Here is a 17,442-nt window from a genome sequence, read left to right as displayed (position 1 = left end):
CTCCGCTTCCATGTGACTCCGTTCCACCCCTGAATTCGCGATCGACAATCGGCCCGCAGCGATCGTCAATCGCCCACTTATCTGAACTGCTACGGTGAATCGAATGAATCCCTTCTCCAAGTACAACTCCTTCGCCATCGCCGCCCTGGCTGTTTCGCTGGGCGCGTCGAACAACCTCGGCTGGGCGCAATCGGCGTCCGAACCGATCCCCGTTCGCGACAGCTTGGTCGAAGCGATCGATGACAATCGCATCTCCGCCGGCGCCGATGGCATCCTATTCCTCGACAACGGCATCGTCGAAGAGGGAAAGATGGTCAAGGCCGGCCAGGTGATCGCGATGATCGATCCCGAACAAGCCAAGCTGAACCTGGTGCTAAAGCAGGCCGAAGAGGAACAGGCCCGGTTGCAAGCCGAAAACGACGTCAACATTCGCGCCGCCGAAAAATCGATGGAATACGAATGGGCTGAAGCGAAGTCAGCGGAAGAACTGCACAAGAAACAAGCGATGCCCTACTGGGACATGCGACGTGAAGTCCTCGAAGCCGAACGATCGAAACTAGCGATCGAAATGGCGAGAAACGAACAACAGGTGGCCGAGGCGACGTTTGCTGCCAAAACCGCGGAACGCCAATTGGCCGAACATGAGATCAAGCGACGCGAAATCGCGGCAACGTTCGACGGGATCATCGCCAAGCGTTATGGCAAAGATGGTGAATGGGTTCAGGCGGGCACTCCGATCGTCCGCGTCGTGCGAATCGACGAAATCAAGGTCGAAGGGGATGTCGCAGGGCTCGACGCTCCGGAACGCATCGTGATCGGTGCTCCCGTTTCGATTCGCGTTCACGTTGGCGGAAATCGCTATGTCGACTTCCAAAGTCGACTGGAATACGTCAGTCCGATCCTGGAAAGCGATAACACCTACCGTGTTTGGGCAAAGATCGTCAACAAAGTCGAAGGGGGCCGTTATCTCGTCAGCCCCGGGATGCCCGCCGAAATGCAGCTCTTGCCCGTTGCAGGCCAGAACCTGAACTAATTGTTACCCACGTTTGTTGCTCGGATGCCCAACACCCCATTCCGCCGACCTTCGCTCCGTCGGCTCACGTAAGATTGAGATTCGATGACAACGCTCGCCGACAGCCTCATCAGCAGCTCATCACGACCGCTTTCGGTTCGGAAGCGTCCTGATTTGACGAGCAGCCGTCACATGTATCAGGGGACCAGTTATTGGGTCGTCAAGGAACCTGTGGGGCTGCAGTATTACCGGTTCCACGACGAGGAGTATTTCATCCTGCAGATGCTCGATGGGCACGTCAGTCTGCAGCAGATCAAAGATGGGTTTGAACAGGAATTTGCCCCACAGAAAATCACCTTTGGCGACCTCCAACAGTTTCTCGGCATGCTGCACCGCAGCGGATTGGTGATCTCCAATTCGCCCGGCCAAGGTGGCCAATTGCGGAAACGTGGCAGCGAAAAGAAGAAGAAGGAACTGCTGGGGAAACTAGCGAACATCTTTGCGATTCGGTTTCGGGGGATCGACCCCGAGGGGATTCTGCGTCGAATGAACCCCGTTTTAGGATGGGTGTTTACCGTTCCAGCACTGATCTTTTTCGTCGGCTTTGGATTGATCACGCTGGTTCTGGTCGGGATGAACTTTGAGTTGTTCCGGTCGAAACTGCCGACGTTCCAAGAATTTTTTGCCGCCGAAAACTGGCTCTACATGGGATTGTTGATGGCGATCGTCAAGATCTGCCACGAATTTGGCCACGGCCTCTCCTGTAAGCGGTTTGGTGGCGAATGCCATGAACTAGGATTCATGCTGCTGGTCTTTACACCCTGCCTGTATTGCAACGTCTCCGATTCCTGGATGCTTCCCAATAAATGGAAGCGAGTCTGGATTGGGGCTGGCGGAATGTATGTCGAATTGATTCTCGCCTCCTTCGCCACGTGGTTGTGGTGGTTCAGCGAACCAGGCCTGCTCAATTTCACCTTCCTGGCGACGATGTTTATCTGTTCGGTCAGCACAGTCGTCTTCAACGCCAACCCGCTGCTGCGGTTCGATGGCTATTACATCCTGATGGATTGGTTGGAGATTCCCAACCTACGCCAAAAGAGCACCGAAACCTTGAAGCGTTGGTTTCAAGAAACCTGCCTCGGTTTGGAACTTCAGGAGAATCCGTTTCTACCGCAACGGAACCGGTTCCTGTTTGGCATGTTCACCGTTGCATCGGTGATCTATCGCTGGGTCGTGGTGATCGGAATCGTAATGTTCTTGAACCAAGTGCTCGAGCCGTACGGTTTGCGGATCCTCGGTCGCTTGTTCGCAATCATTGGCTTTGGTGGCTTGATTGCCAAACCGATCTGGGAATCGATCAAATTCATTCGCACTCCTGGGAGAATGCAAAAAGTGAAACGCTCTCGTTTGGCCGCAACCGTTGCTGTCGCCGCTGCCGCGATCGCGGCATTCTGTTTCGTGCCATTGCCGTATCACATTAATTGTGCATTCGAAGTCCGCCCCGCCGACCCACGATCGGTTTATGCCGGTACACCAGGTCAGATCGAACGCGTGTTGGTCAAACCGGGCGACACGGTGGAACAAGGGGATACCCTGGCGGTCCTAACAAATTCGCAATTGGAGCTGAAGCTGTCCGAACTGGAAGGCGAAGAGCGTACCGCGGGGGTCCGGTTGGCCAGTTTGTCACGGCTGAAACGCTACGATTCATCGCTCAGCGGACAGGCGACCACGCAGAAAAAGATGCTCGATTCGGTCGCCGAATTGCGTCGCAAGGCGGAGGATGAAATCGATCAACTGGAGATCAAAGCGCCGATCTCCGGAGTGATCATTCCACCGCCCGACAAGCCCGACGAAGACCCGCAGGATGGTCGACTGCCCGAATGGTCGGGGTCTCCCTTGGAACCCGAAAACATCGGTGCCTTGATGACACAGGAAAGTCTGATCTGCTTGATCGGTGATCCACGCCATATCGAAGCGGTCCTGGTCGTCGATCAAGGAGACATCCAATTGATCAAAGAGGGTGATGGCGTTGAACTGAAGGCCGACGCCCGGCGATTGCAGGTTTTATCCGGCCAAATCGATCAAATTTCGCGAACCGAAATGAAGTATTCACCGGCCAGTTTGTCGAGCCAATCGGGCGGCGATCTGGACACTCAAATCGATCCCGAAACCGGGAACATGCGACCGATCAACGCCTCCTATCAAGCGCGGGTTCCGTTGACCGAAGGCTCCCAAGGAATGCGGGTTGGATATCGCGGCACCGCCAAGATCAACGCAGCACCTAAGTCGCTCGGTTGGCGTTTTTATCGGTTCTTAAACAAGACCTTCCAGTTTGATTTTTAAGGGTTGCACCAGTTGAAACGATCCGGCGGTGAATACCTTTCAGGAACGTTGGAACGATCCACGATCGCCACTACATTTTGTCTGGCCTGCGAAGGTATCGCCATCGATCAGATCGCATCCGTCGGAGGATGATTGTCGGTCGATCGAGTTGTCGAGACGATCGTTAACAACCTGGCATTTCCCGTAACAACTGTAGGATAAATGACCGCCCAAGGGGTATTCACTGGAACTTGACTTCCCACTGGTCGATCTAACGAAACAACAACTATCTCTTGTTGCCGCAAGATAGTTGGTTGAATTTAAGAGAATGTGGCAACAAACCTTAAGTTTTGTGATCGTGGGTGCGTGCGGCCAGCCCGCCGCGCATACGGTGGAAAATGACATCCTATTGGAGAAGATAGAATGACCAAAGACGCGGAAACGCCCGAAGCGCAAGCGCCCCAAGCGGCTGCTGCACCCGCAGCCCCAGCAGCTCAATCGCAAGCACAACCCGTACAAGTTCAGGTCAACGACGATCACGCTCAAGCGTGTTATGCGAACTTCTGTCGCGTAACCGGATCGCCTGAAGAGCTGATCATCGATTTCGGCCTCAACCCACAACCGATCGGTGTCCCCAAGGACCCAATCAACGTCAACCAACGCATCATCGTGAACTTCTTCACGGCAAAGCGTCTGTTGGCTGCATTGCAGATGTCGGTTGCCCGCCACGAAGCCGTCTTCGGCGTATTGGAAACCGATATCAACAAGCGAGTTCGCCCAACGCAGCAAAAGCAAGGCGAAAATAAATAGGCAGCAGGTCTCCCCAAGAACCTACCTGATCCAATCATGCCCTTCCGTAGTTTGCTGCGGGAGGGCATTTCACGTTAACGTGACATATAGTTAAACAGAGGACCCGCGGATCTCGGTAGCGGTTCGAACCGCTGAACATTTGGATGCTGTAAACGATGGTTGAAGCGTTCTTTTGCGGTTATACTGAAGCCTTCAATCCGCCCGTTTTCCCACCTTTTAAGTACAGTAAAGAGCAATGCCAAACGCAGTTTCATCGAATCGCAACGACGATCGGCAAAAAACTTCCACCCCAGATCGTCGCAATTTTCTACGCGCGACCGCTGCGGCATCGACCGCCGCCGCGATGACGGTTCCTTCGATGGTCCATTCGGAAGAAGCAACGAAAAAGCAAACCGTCAATCTTGGCATCGTCGGCTGTGGTGGGCGTGGATCGGGCGCGATCAACGATTCGCTATCGATTAACGAAGGAATCAAATTGATCGCTGCTGCCGATCTGTACGCCGACAAAAACGAACGCCTGAAAGCGACGCTCACCCGCCGCCATCCCGAAAAGATCGATCTAGCCGACGAGAAAATGTACGCCGGACTGGACAGCTACAAGAAGGTCTTGGAAGACCCCGACGTCGACGTCGTGCTGTTGACGACCTCCCCAGCCTTTCGTCCCTATCACATTCTCGAAGCGGTCCAAGCGGGCAAGCATGTCTTCGCTGAAAAGCCTTCGTGCGTCGATCCGGCCGGATACCAGATCTGCCTGCAGGCCCACGAATTGGCTGAAAAGAACGGCACGTCGATCGTTACCGGCACGCAGTATCGTCGCCAAGTCAACTACGTTGGTGCTGTCGACAAGATCCGCAGCGGAATGATCGGCGATATCATTAGTGCAACCAGCCGCTATTGCTCGACTGGTATCTGGTACAAGAACCGCACCGAAGGGATGAGCGACACCGAGTACCAACTGAACAACTGGATGCACTTCATCTGGCTTTCGGGCGATCAGATCACCGAACAAGCCGTTCACAACATCGACACGATGAACTGGGTCATGGGCTCCGCTCCCGTCTCGGCTTACGGTTCCGGCGGCCGCTTCACGCGTCCCGACGACAGCGAGATGTGGGACAACATGGAAATCGATTACATGTATCCCGGCGATCGCAATCTGTCGTTCATGTGCCGCCAGGTCCCTGGCACCCGCGGTGACAACAGCAACGTGATCTACGGTACCGAAGCGAATTGCCACATCGGTGCCGGCAGCACCGGTTCGCGGATCGTCGATCGCAGTGGCAAGGAACTGTGGTCGATGAAGGGCAGCATCGCAGACGCTTATAAGCAAGAGCACAAGGATCTGATCGATTCGGTCCGCAACAACCAACCGATCGTCGAACTCAAGCAGACCGCCGAGAGTTCGTTGACCGCCGTGATGGGCCGTATGGCCGCTTACACCGGGCAATTGGTCAGTTGGGACTTTGTCAGCAAAGAATCGAAGCTGGACCTGTTCCCGAAAGATCTGACTTGGGACGGAAAACGTCCGGCTGGCGAATACGCCATTCCAGGTAAGACCAAACTGGTCTAACCGCGATTAAAATCGATGCCTGTTGAATCATCAGAATTCTCCCCGCGCCGTCGTCTGGCGGGCGGGGAAGACCTGGCAACCGGCATCTCGAAAATTGGAACCTTCAGCTAACGTGAACGACTCTTCTCTCTTCTCTTCAGTCGACGCGGAACATCATCGGATCGCAAGCCGTTCCCGATCGGTGCAAGCGCATATTCGTTGGCTGATCCCAAGCCTGCTGGTCTCCGTTTTCGCGACGACCTGTAGCGCCGCCGATCTCGATAAGATTCTGAAATCGGATCTGCAACCGCTCCTGAAAACGTACTGCTTGGATTGCCACGATGCCTCTTCAGCCGAAGGAGGTGTTGCGTTGGAGACTCCCGCGTCGGCGCTGGCGATGCGACAGGATCGCGAAACTTGGATGCGAGCCCTGCGGCAGGTGCAAGCCGAAGTCATGCCGCCGTCGGACTCGCCCGAAATGCCTGCAGAGGATCGGGCCGCGATGATCCATCTGATCGATGAGGTCGCCAATTCGATCGACTGTGGTCCCAACGTCAATCCTGGCAAGATCACGCTGCGGCGTCTTAACAGCAGCGAATACCGCAACACGATTCGAGAACTGACGGGCATCGACTACACCCCCGCGGCAAACTTTCCCGGCGACGACGTCGGTTACGGATTCGACAACATCGGCGACGTCTTGTCGCTGCCACCGCTGCTGCTTGAAAAGTATCTGCAGGCGGCTGAAGAGATCATGGGCCAAGCGATCAAGACCGCTCCGGGAGCGCAATTGTTCCGTGTCCAACGCAATGGTGAAAGCCTCGGCGACGCGGACAAGTACGGAAAACGCAACGGTAGCGTGAGGTTGAATTCCTACGGGGAGGTTCATCTTCAGGAACAGATTCCCTTCGCCGGTCAATTCGAGCTCCGCTTAACCGCCTATGGCGATCAAGCGGGCGACGAGCCGGTGAAGATCGAGGTCAAGGTCGACGGCAAGCTGCAACGAATCGTCAATGTTCCCGCGTCCGACCCGACCGACTACTCCGTCAAGCTGAAGTTGTCGAAGGGGAAACACAAGATCTCGTTTACCTTCACCAACGACTATTACAAGCCTGCCGCCGATGGCAAGAAAGGCGAAGACCGCAACGCTGCGATCGCCCATGTGATGTTGAGCGGTCAATCGGAGGTCGACAACTCCAAAGTCGTCGGCGATCTTCCCCCGACACACCACAAGTTGATCTTTGTCACCCCCAGTCGCGACAGGACACCCGAGTCGGCCGCGGCCGAAGTCATCCAACGATTCGCCAGCCGCGCGTTCCGGCGGCCCGCGACGAACGATGAAATTCGTCGCTTAGGGATGTTGGCGGCCGAAGTCCGCAACGATGGCGGAACGTTTGATGAGAGCATCCAAGTCGCGTTCCAAGCGGTCCTCGTCTCGCCGCATTTCCTATACAAGTTCGAACAGCCGCGACAACCCGATGCCAACGGAGTCTATCCGCCCGTCAACGCGTTTGAATTGGCGGCGAGGCTCTCCTATTTCCTGTGGTCCAGCATGCCCGACGATGAATTGTTCAAGCTTGCTTGGAACGATTCGCTGCACGATCCGGAAGTGTTGGCTGGTCAAGTGCGTCGGATGCTCAAGGATCCCCGCTCGGTTTTGATGGTCGACAACTTTGCCAGTCAGTGGTTGCAGCTGCGGAACCTCAGCAAATCGAATCCCGATCAGAGTCAATTCCCCGAGTTCGACGACGAGATCCGCGGCTTGTTGCGTCGCGAAACGCTCACCTTTTTCGCCGCGGTGATGCGGTACGATCGCCCGATCACCGAACTACTCGATGGCCGATTTACCTATCTGAATGAACGGCTTGCCAAGTTCTACGGCGTGCCAGGAATCAGTGGCGATGAATTTCAGTTCGTTCGCTTCGAAGATGGAGTTCGCGGTGGCCTGCTGACTCAAGCGAGCATCTTGACCGTCACCAGCAATCCAACACGGACCTCGCCCGTCAAACGGGGCAAATGGATTCTGGACAACATCTTGGGGACTCCGCCACCTCCGGCGCCGCCGAACGTTCCCGAACTGGAACGCTCCGAATTGACAGGCACGATGCGCCAGCGACTGGTCCAACACCGCGACAACCCGGCCTGTGCATCGTGTCACAAATTGATGGACCCATTGGGCTTTGCGTTGGAGAACTTCGACGCGATCGGACAATGGCGACAGCAGCAGGATGGGCTGCCGGTCGATGCCAGCGGCGAACTGCCCGGCGGCGTCAAGATTACCGGAGTCGAAGACTTGCGGAAGGTCTTGGTCGAACAGCAACGCGAGCAATTTGTTCGCTGTGTGACCGAGAAACTGCTGACCTTCGCATTGGGTCGTGGGCTGGAATATTACGACAAGTGCGCGGTCGACAAAATTCAGAATCGATTGGCGGCCAACGACTATCGATTCACCGAACTGATCTTGGGGATCGTGCAAAGCGATCCATTCCAGAAGCAAGGCGTGAGGCAATAGAGTGATGAGACGGATGAACACCCATGCAACGACTCTGAATCGACGCACCCTGCTGCGTGGCCTCGGCACCGCGATCGCGCTGCCGCTGCTGGACGCGATGTCGCCCACCCGCTGCCTGACCGCCGCCGCGGCCCCAACAAACACTGCGATTCCAATGCGGCTGGCGTTTCTGTACGTTCCCAACGGGATGCATATGCCGGATTGGAAACCTTCGAAGGAAGGGAGCGATTATGAGTTGCCGCGGACGCTGAAAGAACTGGCAGCCCATCGATCCGACTTCAACGTGATGACCGGCCTGGCGCTGAAGGGAGCCGAAGCGCAAGGCGATGGCGGTGGCGATCACGCCCGCAGCGTCGCCGCATTTTTGACCGGCGCGCATCCCAAGAAGACCGACGGCGCGAACATCCAAAACGGCGTCTCGGTCGATCAAGTTGCTGCCGATGCGATTGGTTCGGCGACTCGATTTGCTTCGCTGGAATTGGGACTCGAGAACAGTGCCCAAGCGGGAACCTGCGACAGCGGTTACAGTTGCGCCTACTCGTCGAACATGTCGTGGCGGAACGCGACTTCCCCCGTCGCCAAAGAGATCGATCCGGCCAAGGTCTTCGACCGCTTGTTTGGCCACGGCGACGGCGGAGCGGTTCGCGAAGCCCGAGCCACGCGTCACAAGTACCGCAAGAGTGTCCTCGATTTCGCGTTGCAAGAAGCCAACCAACTGAAGGATCAACTGGGCGTATTGGATCGCCGCAAGTTGGATGAATACCTCTATTCGGTTCGCAGTATTGAAAGGCGAATCGTCGGAACCGACAAACTGGACGCGACCGAAGAGGGAGTTCCCGATTACCCGCGTCCCGCGGGCGTTCCACGCGAGATGCAGAAGCACGCCGACCTGATGTTGGACATGATGACTCTGGCGATGCAGACCGACAGCACGCGCGTGATTTCGTTTATGTTCACTAACGCCGGCAGCAACCGGGGGTACCCGGAATTGGAGGTTCGCGAAGGGCATCACGAACTGTCGCACCACGGAAAGAGTGAAGAGAAGCAGACGAAGATCGCCACGATCAATCGCTTCTATGCGCAGCGGTTCGCTTACTTCCTGGAGCGTTTGAAACAGGTTCCCGAAGGGGACGGAACGCTGTTGGATCATTCGGCTATCGTCTATGGCAGCGGTATCTCCGACGGCGACCGCCATAATCACGACGACCTGCCGATCTTGTTGGCCGGCCGCGCCGGCGGACGGATTCAAACCGGGCGACACATCGTCTACCCCAAGAAAACGCCCCTCTGCAATCTCTATCTTTGGATGCTGCAACAAGCCGGTGCGCCAAGCGAATCGTTCGGCGACAGCAACGGCGTGATCGATCGACTCAGTTGATTCAAACGCCACGATTTTCTGGCACCGGTGGCATTGGGTGTAAGCCACCGGAACGAAGCCCTTACCAAAAGCACAAGGCCCGATGAAGGCTTTTTCGGGTGTCGCTAGATGCCCGGGAAGATCGCGTCGTTGGCGACCGCGGTATCGTCGGGGGTGCCGATCCAGCTGTCGATGCCCAGTCGCGTGAGCGAGGTTTCTGCGGCCAGTTGAGTTTCCAGCGGTTCTTCGATCTTCAAGAGCGGTCGGATATCGAAGTCTAAACTGGGGCCGACGCAGACGCGGACCATCTCTCCCAGCCGACGAAAGCCATCGCCGAGATGGTTTTCCGAAGGGGGAAGGAAGCGTTGGAAGTCGCGAGCCGATAGCGGGCCGACCTCGATTTGAACCTTCTGCTGACGCGACCAGATCCGTTCGCCCAACATCGTGTCGTAGCCGAGCTTACATTTTTCAACGCCTAGCCGCGATTGCGATTCGGTTTCCAGGTTCAACCAACAGCTGTCGAACTGTTTCACACGCACAGGCACGCCCAACGCCTGCTTTAGTGCCGACTGCAAATTGGCGACGTTCATCGGCCGCTGCGACAACAGTCCCGCCAATCCCAACAGCTCGTCGCGATCGATCGTCCCCGCGCCGCGAGGGCTTTCGTTTTGATCAGCCTTCGCTTCGTCGGATGCCTGTGGGTGCGTAGGTGCTACAGCCTCGCGATCCTTGCGATCGGCTGGATGTGGCTTCGTTTCGGGTTCGGGAGGCGACAGGCCCGCAATTGCGGAGAGAGCGACGCGAACGATCGTCGGCGACGGCTTCCGTTTCGCCGGTTCAAACTGTTTTCGGCGGATCGCGACGGGGAACCGGTACTTGGCCCACGCGTCGAAGAACAGCGAAACCATACGATGATTGAAGTTGTCCAACCAATCGCGCAGCGCGTGGCGGTCGGCGTGGCGGCTTGTCGCTTCGATCTGTTGCAATCGCTGGGTGTACGATCGCGGTAGCGTCCCGCTGGGGCCGGTCAATCCCATGAAGTTGATGCAAACCTGCGGCCGCTGTTGCTGCGTGTCCCAGCGGATCGATTCGATCGACGCGGTGGGAAAGGCTTGCGAATGTGGGACGGTGAATCGCAGCGATTCCTGCGACGGTTGAGCGAATTGACCGATCGGCGATGCCGGTTGATCGCCTTCGCTGGCGGCCAGTTGTTGCAGCAACAGGACAGCTTCGAAGAAGTCGAACTTCGACGGTTTCCGGAACAGTTCATGTCCGACCGAACCGACGGGCAAGCGTTCCAGAGGATGGGGCGGATCGACAGCGACGCCGGTCGTAAACGAGGCGTCGCCGGCGATCGAGCTGCTATAGGAAACGGAGTCGATCACAGCCGTGGCTCCTCGCCATCGTGCGGCGGAAAGTGGGCCAGCAGTCCGTCGCGTTGACGCGTCTCCACGACCGTCTCTACAAACGAATTGATCCCGCTGGCCAAGCCCAGGAAGCGTTGCAGTACCGATGCAAACAGAAAGGCACCGGTGACTTCAAAGTTGTCTTCGTTCAAAATGAATGTCAATTGCGATCCCCGCGCGAAACAGCCCTCTTCGGGCGGGCCAACTTGGCGTGTCACGGTTCGATGGCGGAGATCGATCACGCCGTCGATCATCTGTCGCGCCGCAGCGCCACGGGTGTCGTAGGAGTCGGGATCGGAGAAGTCGTACAGACGCAGGATCTCGCGGAGCGCCTGCAATCCGTCGGGCCCTTCCAGAAAGCGATGCCCGAGCGATAGATGGCTGATCAAGTTCCAATGAGCATGGCGTCGCACCGGTGGACGCAGTGTCGCGGTTGGGTGCTTCAAACATCGAACCGAACTGATCGGGATCGCCGCGTCGACGTGCCACTTGACCGTGTCGCCATGTTGACGCAGCAGAGTCGGCACGTCGCGGTCGGTGCACATCGCTCGCACGGTGACAACTTCGGCAGCCGGTGCGTGCGGATCGAAGTGTTCGTCGACAAGTTGCAGATAGACTTCCGATCCGTGATCGCCCGCAGCTTGGCTGTCGCGACGCGCGGCGTGCCAATAACCCGATGCGGCGGGTTGCCCATCGCGACGACCGAGATCAAAAAATGGACGCCAATGTCGGTCGCCATCGATTCGCGAACTGATCACTTGATCGACGCTATAGATTTCACAACCCATCCGCTTCGACGCGTCGGGAACCACGCGATATTCGTGTTGTTGCCGCGAGAACTGAATCGGTTCACAGATCTTTGGATACAGATTCACGACCGGGGTGCAGCCAAGTTGGATGTGGTCGGTGCGAACCGCTCCGCAGATCGTATCGTGCGGAGCGCTCAGGAAAATCCAAACGTCCGCTTCGGGAGAGTGCAGTTGCTGGCCTGCGGTTTGCCAACCGGAGAGGTCGACAAACGAGAACTTCTCGGGAAACGAAAAGAGTTCGGTCAGCAGGCGATATCCGTCGAAGGATTGCGCTGGATAGGGGAGCATCGCTTGGTCGCGATCGAACCCGGTTGGGGCGAGGGCGTCGGCAGCGGGGACACGGATCGCTTCGCCTCCGGGAGCGACAAATGCGACTTCGATCGCGTCGCGGATCAGGCCTTCGTACAAGCCGGCAACGATCGCGTCGGGGCCGGTCAGATGCAATCGCAGCGACTCCAGAGGAAGCGTGTTGATCGGTTTGTTGTGCAGGTTGCGAACGCGAATCCGAATTGCCGAAGCGGTCCCTTGCGGCGCTGCAGGGCCTTCGCCCAACGGCGGTTGCAACATTTCGACGCTGCGGATTTCCAGAGGCCACAATTGCGTAGCTTGAGTGGTTGTGTAGCGGCACGCCTGGCCGCCGACGGGAGACGTCCGAAGCGGCAGACCGCGAGGGACAGCGATTCCTTGCGGCGGCAAATTCGCGGGCTCCGCAGCGAGCGAGACAATGGCCATCGAAGGGATCGGCCGCAGGTAGTGCGGGTACAAGATCGACAGCAGCGCGTCGGTGACTTCGGGCAGATCGTCGTCCAGTCGTTTGTGGATCCGCGCCCCCAGCAGAGAGACCGATTGGATCAAACGTTCGACGTGCGGATCGGCGGTACCGGAGGCGTCCATCCGCAACCGGCCCGCAGCGGCAGGATAACGCGCCGCGAACTCGCGCGATTGTTCGGTCTGATAGTTCAGTTCGCGTTCGTAATATTGGAACAGGGTCTGTGTCATGCTGCTTCCTGACCGATGCTGAACTGGCCGCTGGGAACGTGTAGCTTCGATTCGAAGACGATTTGTGGTGAGGTTTCAATCGCCAAACGGGCGACGACGCGAAACTTTAGCTCGCGAAACTTCTCGCCGTTGGCATTTCCCAATTCGATTCGCACATCGGACAACCGCGGTTCGAAGGTGTTGATCACGTTCAACAGCGCGGCGGCCAGGCAGCGTCGGCCACTGGGCGTGTCCAACGCGAAGGTCGATGGATCGGGGACGCCAAACCCGACGACCGATTCGGCCAGCAAAGGAAAATCGCGGCCGAGTTCGGGCAGCGATTGCTGGGTGTTTAAGAGATCTTCCAGATCGCGGCGGACCGCATTGCTGAGCGTGGTGACGTCGTACCACGGTTGGCTGTTGAAGCCGTCGTCGCTAAGATCGGCCAAACGATCGAAGACCGATGGCAACAGCGAAAGCTTGTTCGTTGGCAGAGTAGAACGCATGGTGGGAAAGCTTGCTGTGAAACGGTTGGGATGGAAGTTCACCGCAACCGAGAGCGCCTGCGACCGGTGGTCTGTCGATCGCGATCGAGATCTTGCCGTTGGAAGCGGGCGGAGTGGGCGAGTCGAATCGCAATGGATTCGACTCGCCGTGACCTCTCAATGCATCAAGCGGGAATGCTAGACGCGTTTGTTCTTCTTCAGGTCGTAGCCGCCGGTCTTCGCCGAGTTCAGCGAGCCGTCAGCTTTTTGTGGGTGGTATTCCCACTTGATCTTAGCGAAGTTCAAAGTGACTTCTTCGACAGGATGTCCTTCGACCCAAGCCCCTTCTTCGATCTCGCCGCTGCCACCGCTGATGTGGCACGAGGAAACGATGATGTCTTCCATCGTGACCTTGTAATATTCCTTCTGGCCGCCACCCGCCTTGCGGCATGTGAAAGTAGCATCTTTGATGTGAGCGCCTTCGGCACACGATTGCATCAACGCAGGCGAAGCGGAGTTCAGGTAGGTGCGGAACTTGAAGTTTTCCATCTTCACCTTGCCAGCACCGCCACCGCCACCTTGGCCGAAGCTGCCGCTTTGTTGTTCAGCCCATTCGAAGTCGATCAGTTCGATTTCGTCTTTGTGCTTATCGTCTTCGGATTCGCCCTTGATGCCATCGATCTTCAAGAAATAGTCAACTGCCATGATTCAGATCCTTAAATGTCGGAATGTTTTTAATTGAATTTGTTTTTGAGCAATCAACGTCGCAGCGCGTGACTGCGACGCGTCATGTCGACCCGATCGAAATCGGGCCGCGCGATCGATCAAGGCCTTAGCCTTGCTTAGGAACTTCAGCGACAAGACGCATCGAAGCACCCAAGGTTTCCATTTGGAAGTGCGGACGCAGGTAAGCGATCGCTTCGTACCAACCTGGACGGCCAGGGATCTCAGCGACTTCGACGCGAGCTTCGCTCAATGGCCGCTCTGCCTTGGTCTCTTCGCCGGCGGTGCTTGGATCGCAGACGTAGTTGCTGATCCAATCGTTCAACCACTCTTGGCATTCGGCGCGTTCCATCGACGAACCGATCTTGTCGCGAGCCATGACCTTCAAGTAGTGAGCGAATCGGCTGACGCACATCAGGTAGTTGATCTTCGACGACAGTTCCGCGTTGGCGTTGGCGTCTTCTTCGAAGTAGGTCTTTGGCTTTTGGCAGCTTTGAGCTCCCAAGAAGGCAGCGAAGTCGGTGTTCTTGGCGTGCAGCAGTGGCAGGAAGCCGAGGTTCGACAGTTCGAATTCGCGTCGGTCGGTGATCGCGATTTCGGTTGGGCACTTCATTGCCACGTCGCCGTCGTCGGTTGGGAAGGTGTGGACGGGCAGGTTTTCGACCTTGCCACCACCTTCGACGCCGCGGGTTTGAGCGAACCAGCCGTGCTTGGCAAACGCGTCGGTAACGCGAGTTGCGTAAGCCCAGGCGGAGCTCATCCACAGATATTGGCTGTGATCGCTGCCGTCGACGTGTTCGTTGAAGTCGAACGATTCGACCTTCTTGAAGTCGCCACCGTAAGGCAGACGCCCCAGAACGTTTGGCATTGTCAGTGCGACGTAGCGGCTGTCTTCGCTGTCGCGGAAGCTGCGCCATGGAGCGTAGTCGGCACCTTGGAAGATCTTCGCCAGATCGCGAGGTCCGCTGAGGTCGGTGAAGCTGTCCATGTTGAACATGTTTGGATCGGCAGCGGCGACAAACGGTGCGTGTCCGGCAGCGGCAACGTTGCTGATCAAACGCAGCAGGTTGACGTCGTCGGCGGTGCGACCGAAGTGGTAATCGCCGACCAGCATGCCGTAAGGCTCGCCGCCCAGTTGACCGTATTCTTCTTCGTAGCACTTGCGGAACATCGTGCTTTGGTCGAATTCAACCGCCTTTTCGAGATCCTTTTGCAATTCCGCCTTCTTGACGTTCATGACGCGGATCTTCAGACCGGTGCCGGTTTCCGAATTTTGTGTCAGGTATTTCAGCCCGCGCCAGGTCCCTTCCAATTGTTGGAATTCGTCGCAGTGCATGACTTCGGCCAATTGGACCGACAGCTTGTGATCGATCTCTGCGATCCAGCTGGTGATGTTGGTGACGACGTCTTTGTCGATCGTCGCGTTGCCGTCGACAACTTTGCTGACAAATTGTTCGATGTAGGTTTGGTTGCGCGAACGTTCGCTGTCGTCCAAGGCGCGAGTTTGGTCCAAGATTTGGTCCATCAGCGACAGTTCCGCTACGGCTGCGCCGCCTTCGGATTCAGTTTGCAGGCTGCTCATAGATTTGCTCCGATAACGTGTTGGTTATGTATTTTTTGAGTGAATAACGGATCAATGCGGACTACTCAGCGGGCGTGTCGCTGCCGAGTTCACTTTGCAAGCTCTTCGCGGCTTCGCTGTTTTCCAGCACTTCGCTCAGCAGTTCTTCCAGCTTGTCGTTGCCTTCGAGCTTGCCCAGCAAGTTCGAAAGTTGAGTTCGCATGTCGAGCAATTCACGCAGAACAGGAACTTGGCGCGCTACCTGTTCGGGTTCGAAGTCTTCCAGCGAACGGAAGTTCAAAGCAACCGACAGTTGCGAGTTGTCGTCGGTCAATTTGTTGTCGACGCGAGCTGCGACGCGAGCGTTGCTCTTGGCCAACACGTCGTCGAAGTTGTCGCGGTCGATTGGAACAAACTTGCGTTCCTTCAGCGGAGCATTGGCGACTTCTGGCTGGCCCGAAAGATCGGCCATCACGCCGACGACCAACGGCAGTTCCTTGGATTCCATCGCTCCGCCGGTGTCCACGTCGTAGGTCACTTGGACACGTGGTCGGCGGACGCGGTCCAGTGTGTGTTGTCGACTATCGCTCATCGAATGCCCCCAATAGAGAAAGCTAGGTTAAATGAATGTCCCCACAAACCTCGTCGTGGCGAACATGGATCGGAACTCTAATCGTCAATCCCTGACGCCTGATCACCGCCGGCGGACAAGCCTAATTCGCGGTGAAACATCTCCAGTGTCGATTCTTCGTTGACCAATTGAGCCATCAATTCTGGGAACGGCAGCTGGCCCAAGCGGGCGGCGCGTTGCACCATAAATGGAATCGGGCTTTGCGGTTCGATCTGCCGCAGAATGGCAGCCGCTTCGGTCAGTTGTTTGTAAGTTTGAGCACGCAGTTGCTGCGTGGTTGCGACGATTGCCGTCGAATCACTTGTGTCGGTTGTCGTGGGTGTTTTTGCTTGCGGCATGACAGCCTCCTCGGCATCGACGATGTCGCGCGATTCAAATTGTGGTTTTAAGACGCTGTCGAGCCATTGGCGAATGACGTTTAACGATTCCTCTAGATGGACAAACGACGGGGCGTATTCTCCCATCCGATCGACAAGCACCTGATGGAATGATTCCAGTTCGGCGATCGCTCCATCGACTTCTTCCGACAACTGGCAGGCGTCTTGCACTGTCACCTGGCGGATCGCGGTGGCGATTTCAGAACTCGTTAGATCTTCACTCTGCCGCGTCGCGGTCATCAGACTGAACTTGTGAACGCCCGCGTGCAAGATCGGCAGGGCGCGCAAGACGCTTGGCATCCGTGGCCCGCGATTGGGATCGTCCAACAGATTTTCTAAGGGTGAACAGCGGGCGTCGGGATCGTCGGGATCCAGTTCGGGTGCCAACGTGTCCCAAAATTGTTCGACCATCCGTCGCATCAAGATCAGACCATCGCGAAGTCCAGCGATGCCCCAATGTTGCATCGCCGCTTCGGTCAGATGGCAAGCGATGCGAAGGTCTTTGGTCTTCTCGCACAACGCTTCGGTCGCGACCATCGTGATCGCCATCCAATCGACGCAGTCGGGCCCGCCGTCGGTATCTTGATCGTCGGGGTTTGCCGAACGAGGTGGGTTTCGCAGTTCGGCCAGCTCGGCTCGCAATCCGCGAGCATAAGCGCGTCCGTCTCCGCTGGGACGTTCGCCGTCGATCGCTTGCAACAGCGCGTCGATGTCGAAGGTGGCGGGGGATGTAACTTGCATCGCTGCTTCACTTGGAATGTGTGTTTTGTGTTGGCGTCACAGCTGTTGGCCGCGATGTCCGGAGAAAGCTAGACCACAAAAGTTAGCGACGCAAAAAGAAAGATTTGCATTTCCCCAATCGTTCGGATTTCCGCATGCCTAGCAAATCGTGAGCACCGGCTCGCTTTGA

At 56.9% G+C, this 17,442-nt stretch carries 13 protein-coding genes; 6 read left to right on the top strand and 7 right to left on the bottom strand.

Features of this window, described 5'->3' with window-relative positions; translation table 11 throughout:
- Positions 1–103 precede the first annotated feature (103 nt).
- From EC9_RS07475 to EC9_RS07450, 6 genes are all read left to right on the top strand, one after another.
- Positions 104–1,033 (top strand): efflux RND transporter periplasmic adaptor subunit, encoded by a 930-nt coding sequence (locus tag EC9_RS07475; RefSeq protein ID WP_145343712.1) that lies wholly within the window; start codon positions 104–106, stop codon positions 1,031–1,033.
- Between the two features lie 84 nt (positions 1,034–1,117).
- The gene (locus EC9_RS07470; protein WP_145343710.1) at positions 1,118–3,355 is read left to right on the top strand and encodes a biotin/lipoyl-binding protein; all 2,238 of its coding nucleotides are present in this window, start codon (positions 1,118–1,120) and stop codon (positions 3,353–3,355) included.
- Between the two features lie 402 nt (positions 3,356–3,757).
- On the top strand, positions 3,758–4,144 hold the full coding sequence (locus tag EC9_RS07465; RefSeq protein ID WP_145343707.1) for a DUF3467 domain-containing protein: 387 nt from the start codon (positions 3,758–3,760) through the stop codon (positions 4,142–4,144).
- A gap of 235 nt (positions 4,145–4,379) precedes the next feature.
- Positions 4,380–5,714 carry a Gfo/Idh/MocA family protein gene (locus tag EC9_RS07460; RefSeq protein WP_145343705.1) on the top strand — a complete coding sequence of 445 codons (1,335 nt, stop codon included), beginning with the start codon at positions 4,380–4,382 and terminating at the stop codon, positions 5,712–5,714.
- A 112-nt stretch (positions 5,715–5,826) separates the two neighbouring features.
- Complete coding sequence (locus tag EC9_RS07455; RefSeq protein WP_145343703.1) at positions 5,827–8,205, top strand: DUF1592 domain-containing protein; 2,379 nt, start codon at positions 5,827–5,829, stop codon at positions 8,203–8,205.
- A gap of 13 nt (positions 8,206–8,218) precedes the next feature.
- On the top strand, positions 8,219–9,583 hold the full coding sequence (locus tag EC9_RS07450; RefSeq protein WP_145343701.1) for a DUF1552 domain-containing protein: 1,365 nt from the start codon (positions 8,219–8,221) through the stop codon (positions 9,581–9,583).
- A 104-nt stretch (positions 9,584–9,687) separates the two neighbouring features.
- On the opposite strand, the gene tssG is transcribed toward EC9_RS07450, so the two are convergent.
- From tssG to tssA, 7 genes are all read right to left on the bottom strand, one after another.
- On the bottom strand, positions 9,688–10,947 hold the full coding sequence (tssG, locus tag EC9_RS07445) for a type VI secretion system baseplate subunit TssG (protein WP_145343699.1): 1,260 nt from the start codon (positions 10,945–10,947) through the stop codon (positions 9,688–9,690).
- Positions 10,944–12,776 (bottom strand): type VI secretion system baseplate subunit TssF, encoded by a 1,833-nt coding sequence (gene tssF, locus EC9_RS07440; protein WP_145343697.1) that lies wholly within the window; start codon positions 12,774–12,776, stop codon positions 10,944–10,946. The genes tssG and tssF overlap by 4 nt, the downstream gene beginning before the upstream one ends.
- The gene (gene tssE, locus EC9_RS07435; RefSeq protein ID WP_145343695.1) at positions 12,773–13,261 is read right to left on the bottom strand and encodes a type VI secretion system baseplate subunit TssE; all 489 of its coding nucleotides are present in this window, start codon (positions 13,259–13,261) and stop codon (positions 12,773–12,775) included. The genes tssF and tssE overlap by 4 nt, the downstream gene beginning before the upstream one ends.
- A 177-nt stretch (positions 13,262–13,438) precedes the next feature.
- A complete protein-coding gene (locus EC9_RS07430; RefSeq protein ID WP_145119361.1) occupies positions 13,439–13,945 on the bottom strand; it encodes an Hcp family type VI secretion system effector in 507 nt (168 codons plus the stop codon).
- Positions 13,946–14,072: 127 nt separating this feature from the next.
- Positions 14,073–15,545, bottom strand: coding sequence for a type VI secretion system contractile sheath large subunit (gene tssC, locus EC9_RS07425; RefSeq protein ID WP_145343693.1), 1,473 nt, complete (start codon positions 15,543–15,545; stop codon positions 14,073–14,075).
- A 61-nt stretch (positions 15,546–15,606) separates the two neighbouring features.
- Positions 15,607–16,116 carry a type VI secretion system contractile sheath small subunit gene (gene tssB, locus EC9_RS07420; protein ID WP_145343691.1) on the bottom strand — a complete coding sequence of 170 codons (510 nt, stop codon included), beginning with the start codon at positions 16,114–16,116 and terminating at the stop codon, positions 15,607–15,609.
- 77 nt (positions 16,117–16,193) lie between these two features.
- Positions 16,194–17,273, bottom strand: coding sequence for a type VI secretion system protein TssA (gene tssA, locus EC9_RS07415; RefSeq protein ID WP_145343689.1), 1,080 nt, complete (start codon positions 17,271–17,273; stop codon positions 16,194–16,196).
- Positions 17,274–17,442: the final 169 nt, after the last annotated feature.

Source organism: Rosistilla ulvae (genome assembly GCF_007741475.1).
GTDB classification, from domain to species: domain Bacteria; phylum Planctomycetota; class Planctomycetia; order Pirellulales; family Pirellulaceae; genus Rosistilla; species Rosistilla ulvae.
The sequence above is the reverse complement of the archived record's forward strand: the minus strand, read 5'-3'. Positions and strand labels throughout refer to the sequence as shown.

What these genes read in the sequence shown, in the direction of transcription:
- EC9_RS07475 (WP_145343712.1), top strand. Translation starts at nt 104, where the DNA reads ATGAATCCCTTCTCCAAGTACAACTCCTTCGCCATCGCCGCCCTGGCT.
- EC9_RS07470 (WP_145343710.1), top strand. Translation starts at nt 1,118, where the DNA reads ATGACAACGCTCGCCGACAGCCTCATCAGCAGCTCATCACGACCGCTT.
- EC9_RS07465 (WP_145343707.1), top strand. Translation starts at nt 3,758, where the DNA reads ATGACCAAAGACGCGGAAACGCCCGAAGCGCAAGCGCCCCAAGCGGCT.
- EC9_RS07460 (WP_145343705.1), top strand. Translation starts at nt 4,380, where the DNA reads ATGCCAAACGCAGTTTCATCGAATCGCAACGACGATCGGCAAAAAACT.
- EC9_RS07450 (WP_145343701.1), top strand. Translation starts at nt 8,219, where the DNA reads ATGAACACCCATGCAACGACTCTGAATCGACGCACCCTGCTGCGTGGC.
- tssF (WP_145343697.1), bottom strand. Translation starts at nt 12,776, where the DNA reads ATGACACAGACCCTGTTCCAATATTACGAACGCGAACTGAACTATCAG.
- tssE (WP_145343695.1), bottom strand. Translation starts at nt 13,261, where the DNA reads ATGCGTTCTACTCTGCCAACGAACAAGCTTTCGCTGTTGCCATCGGTC.
- EC9_RS07430 (WP_145119361.1), bottom strand. Translation starts at nt 13,945, where the DNA reads ATGGCAGTTGACTATTTCTTGAAGATCGATGGCATCAAGGGCGAATCC.
- tssC (WP_145343693.1), bottom strand. Translation starts at nt 15,545, where the DNA reads ATGAGCAGCCTGCAAACTGAATCCGAAGGCGGCGCAGCCGTAGCGGAA.
- tssB (WP_145343691.1), bottom strand. Translation starts at nt 16,116, where the DNA reads ATGAGCGATAGTCGACAACACACACTGGACCGCGTCCGCCGACCACGT.
- tssA (WP_145343689.1), bottom strand. Translation starts at nt 17,273, where the DNA reads ATGCAAGTTACATCCCCCGCCACCTTCGACATCGACGCGCTGTTGCAA.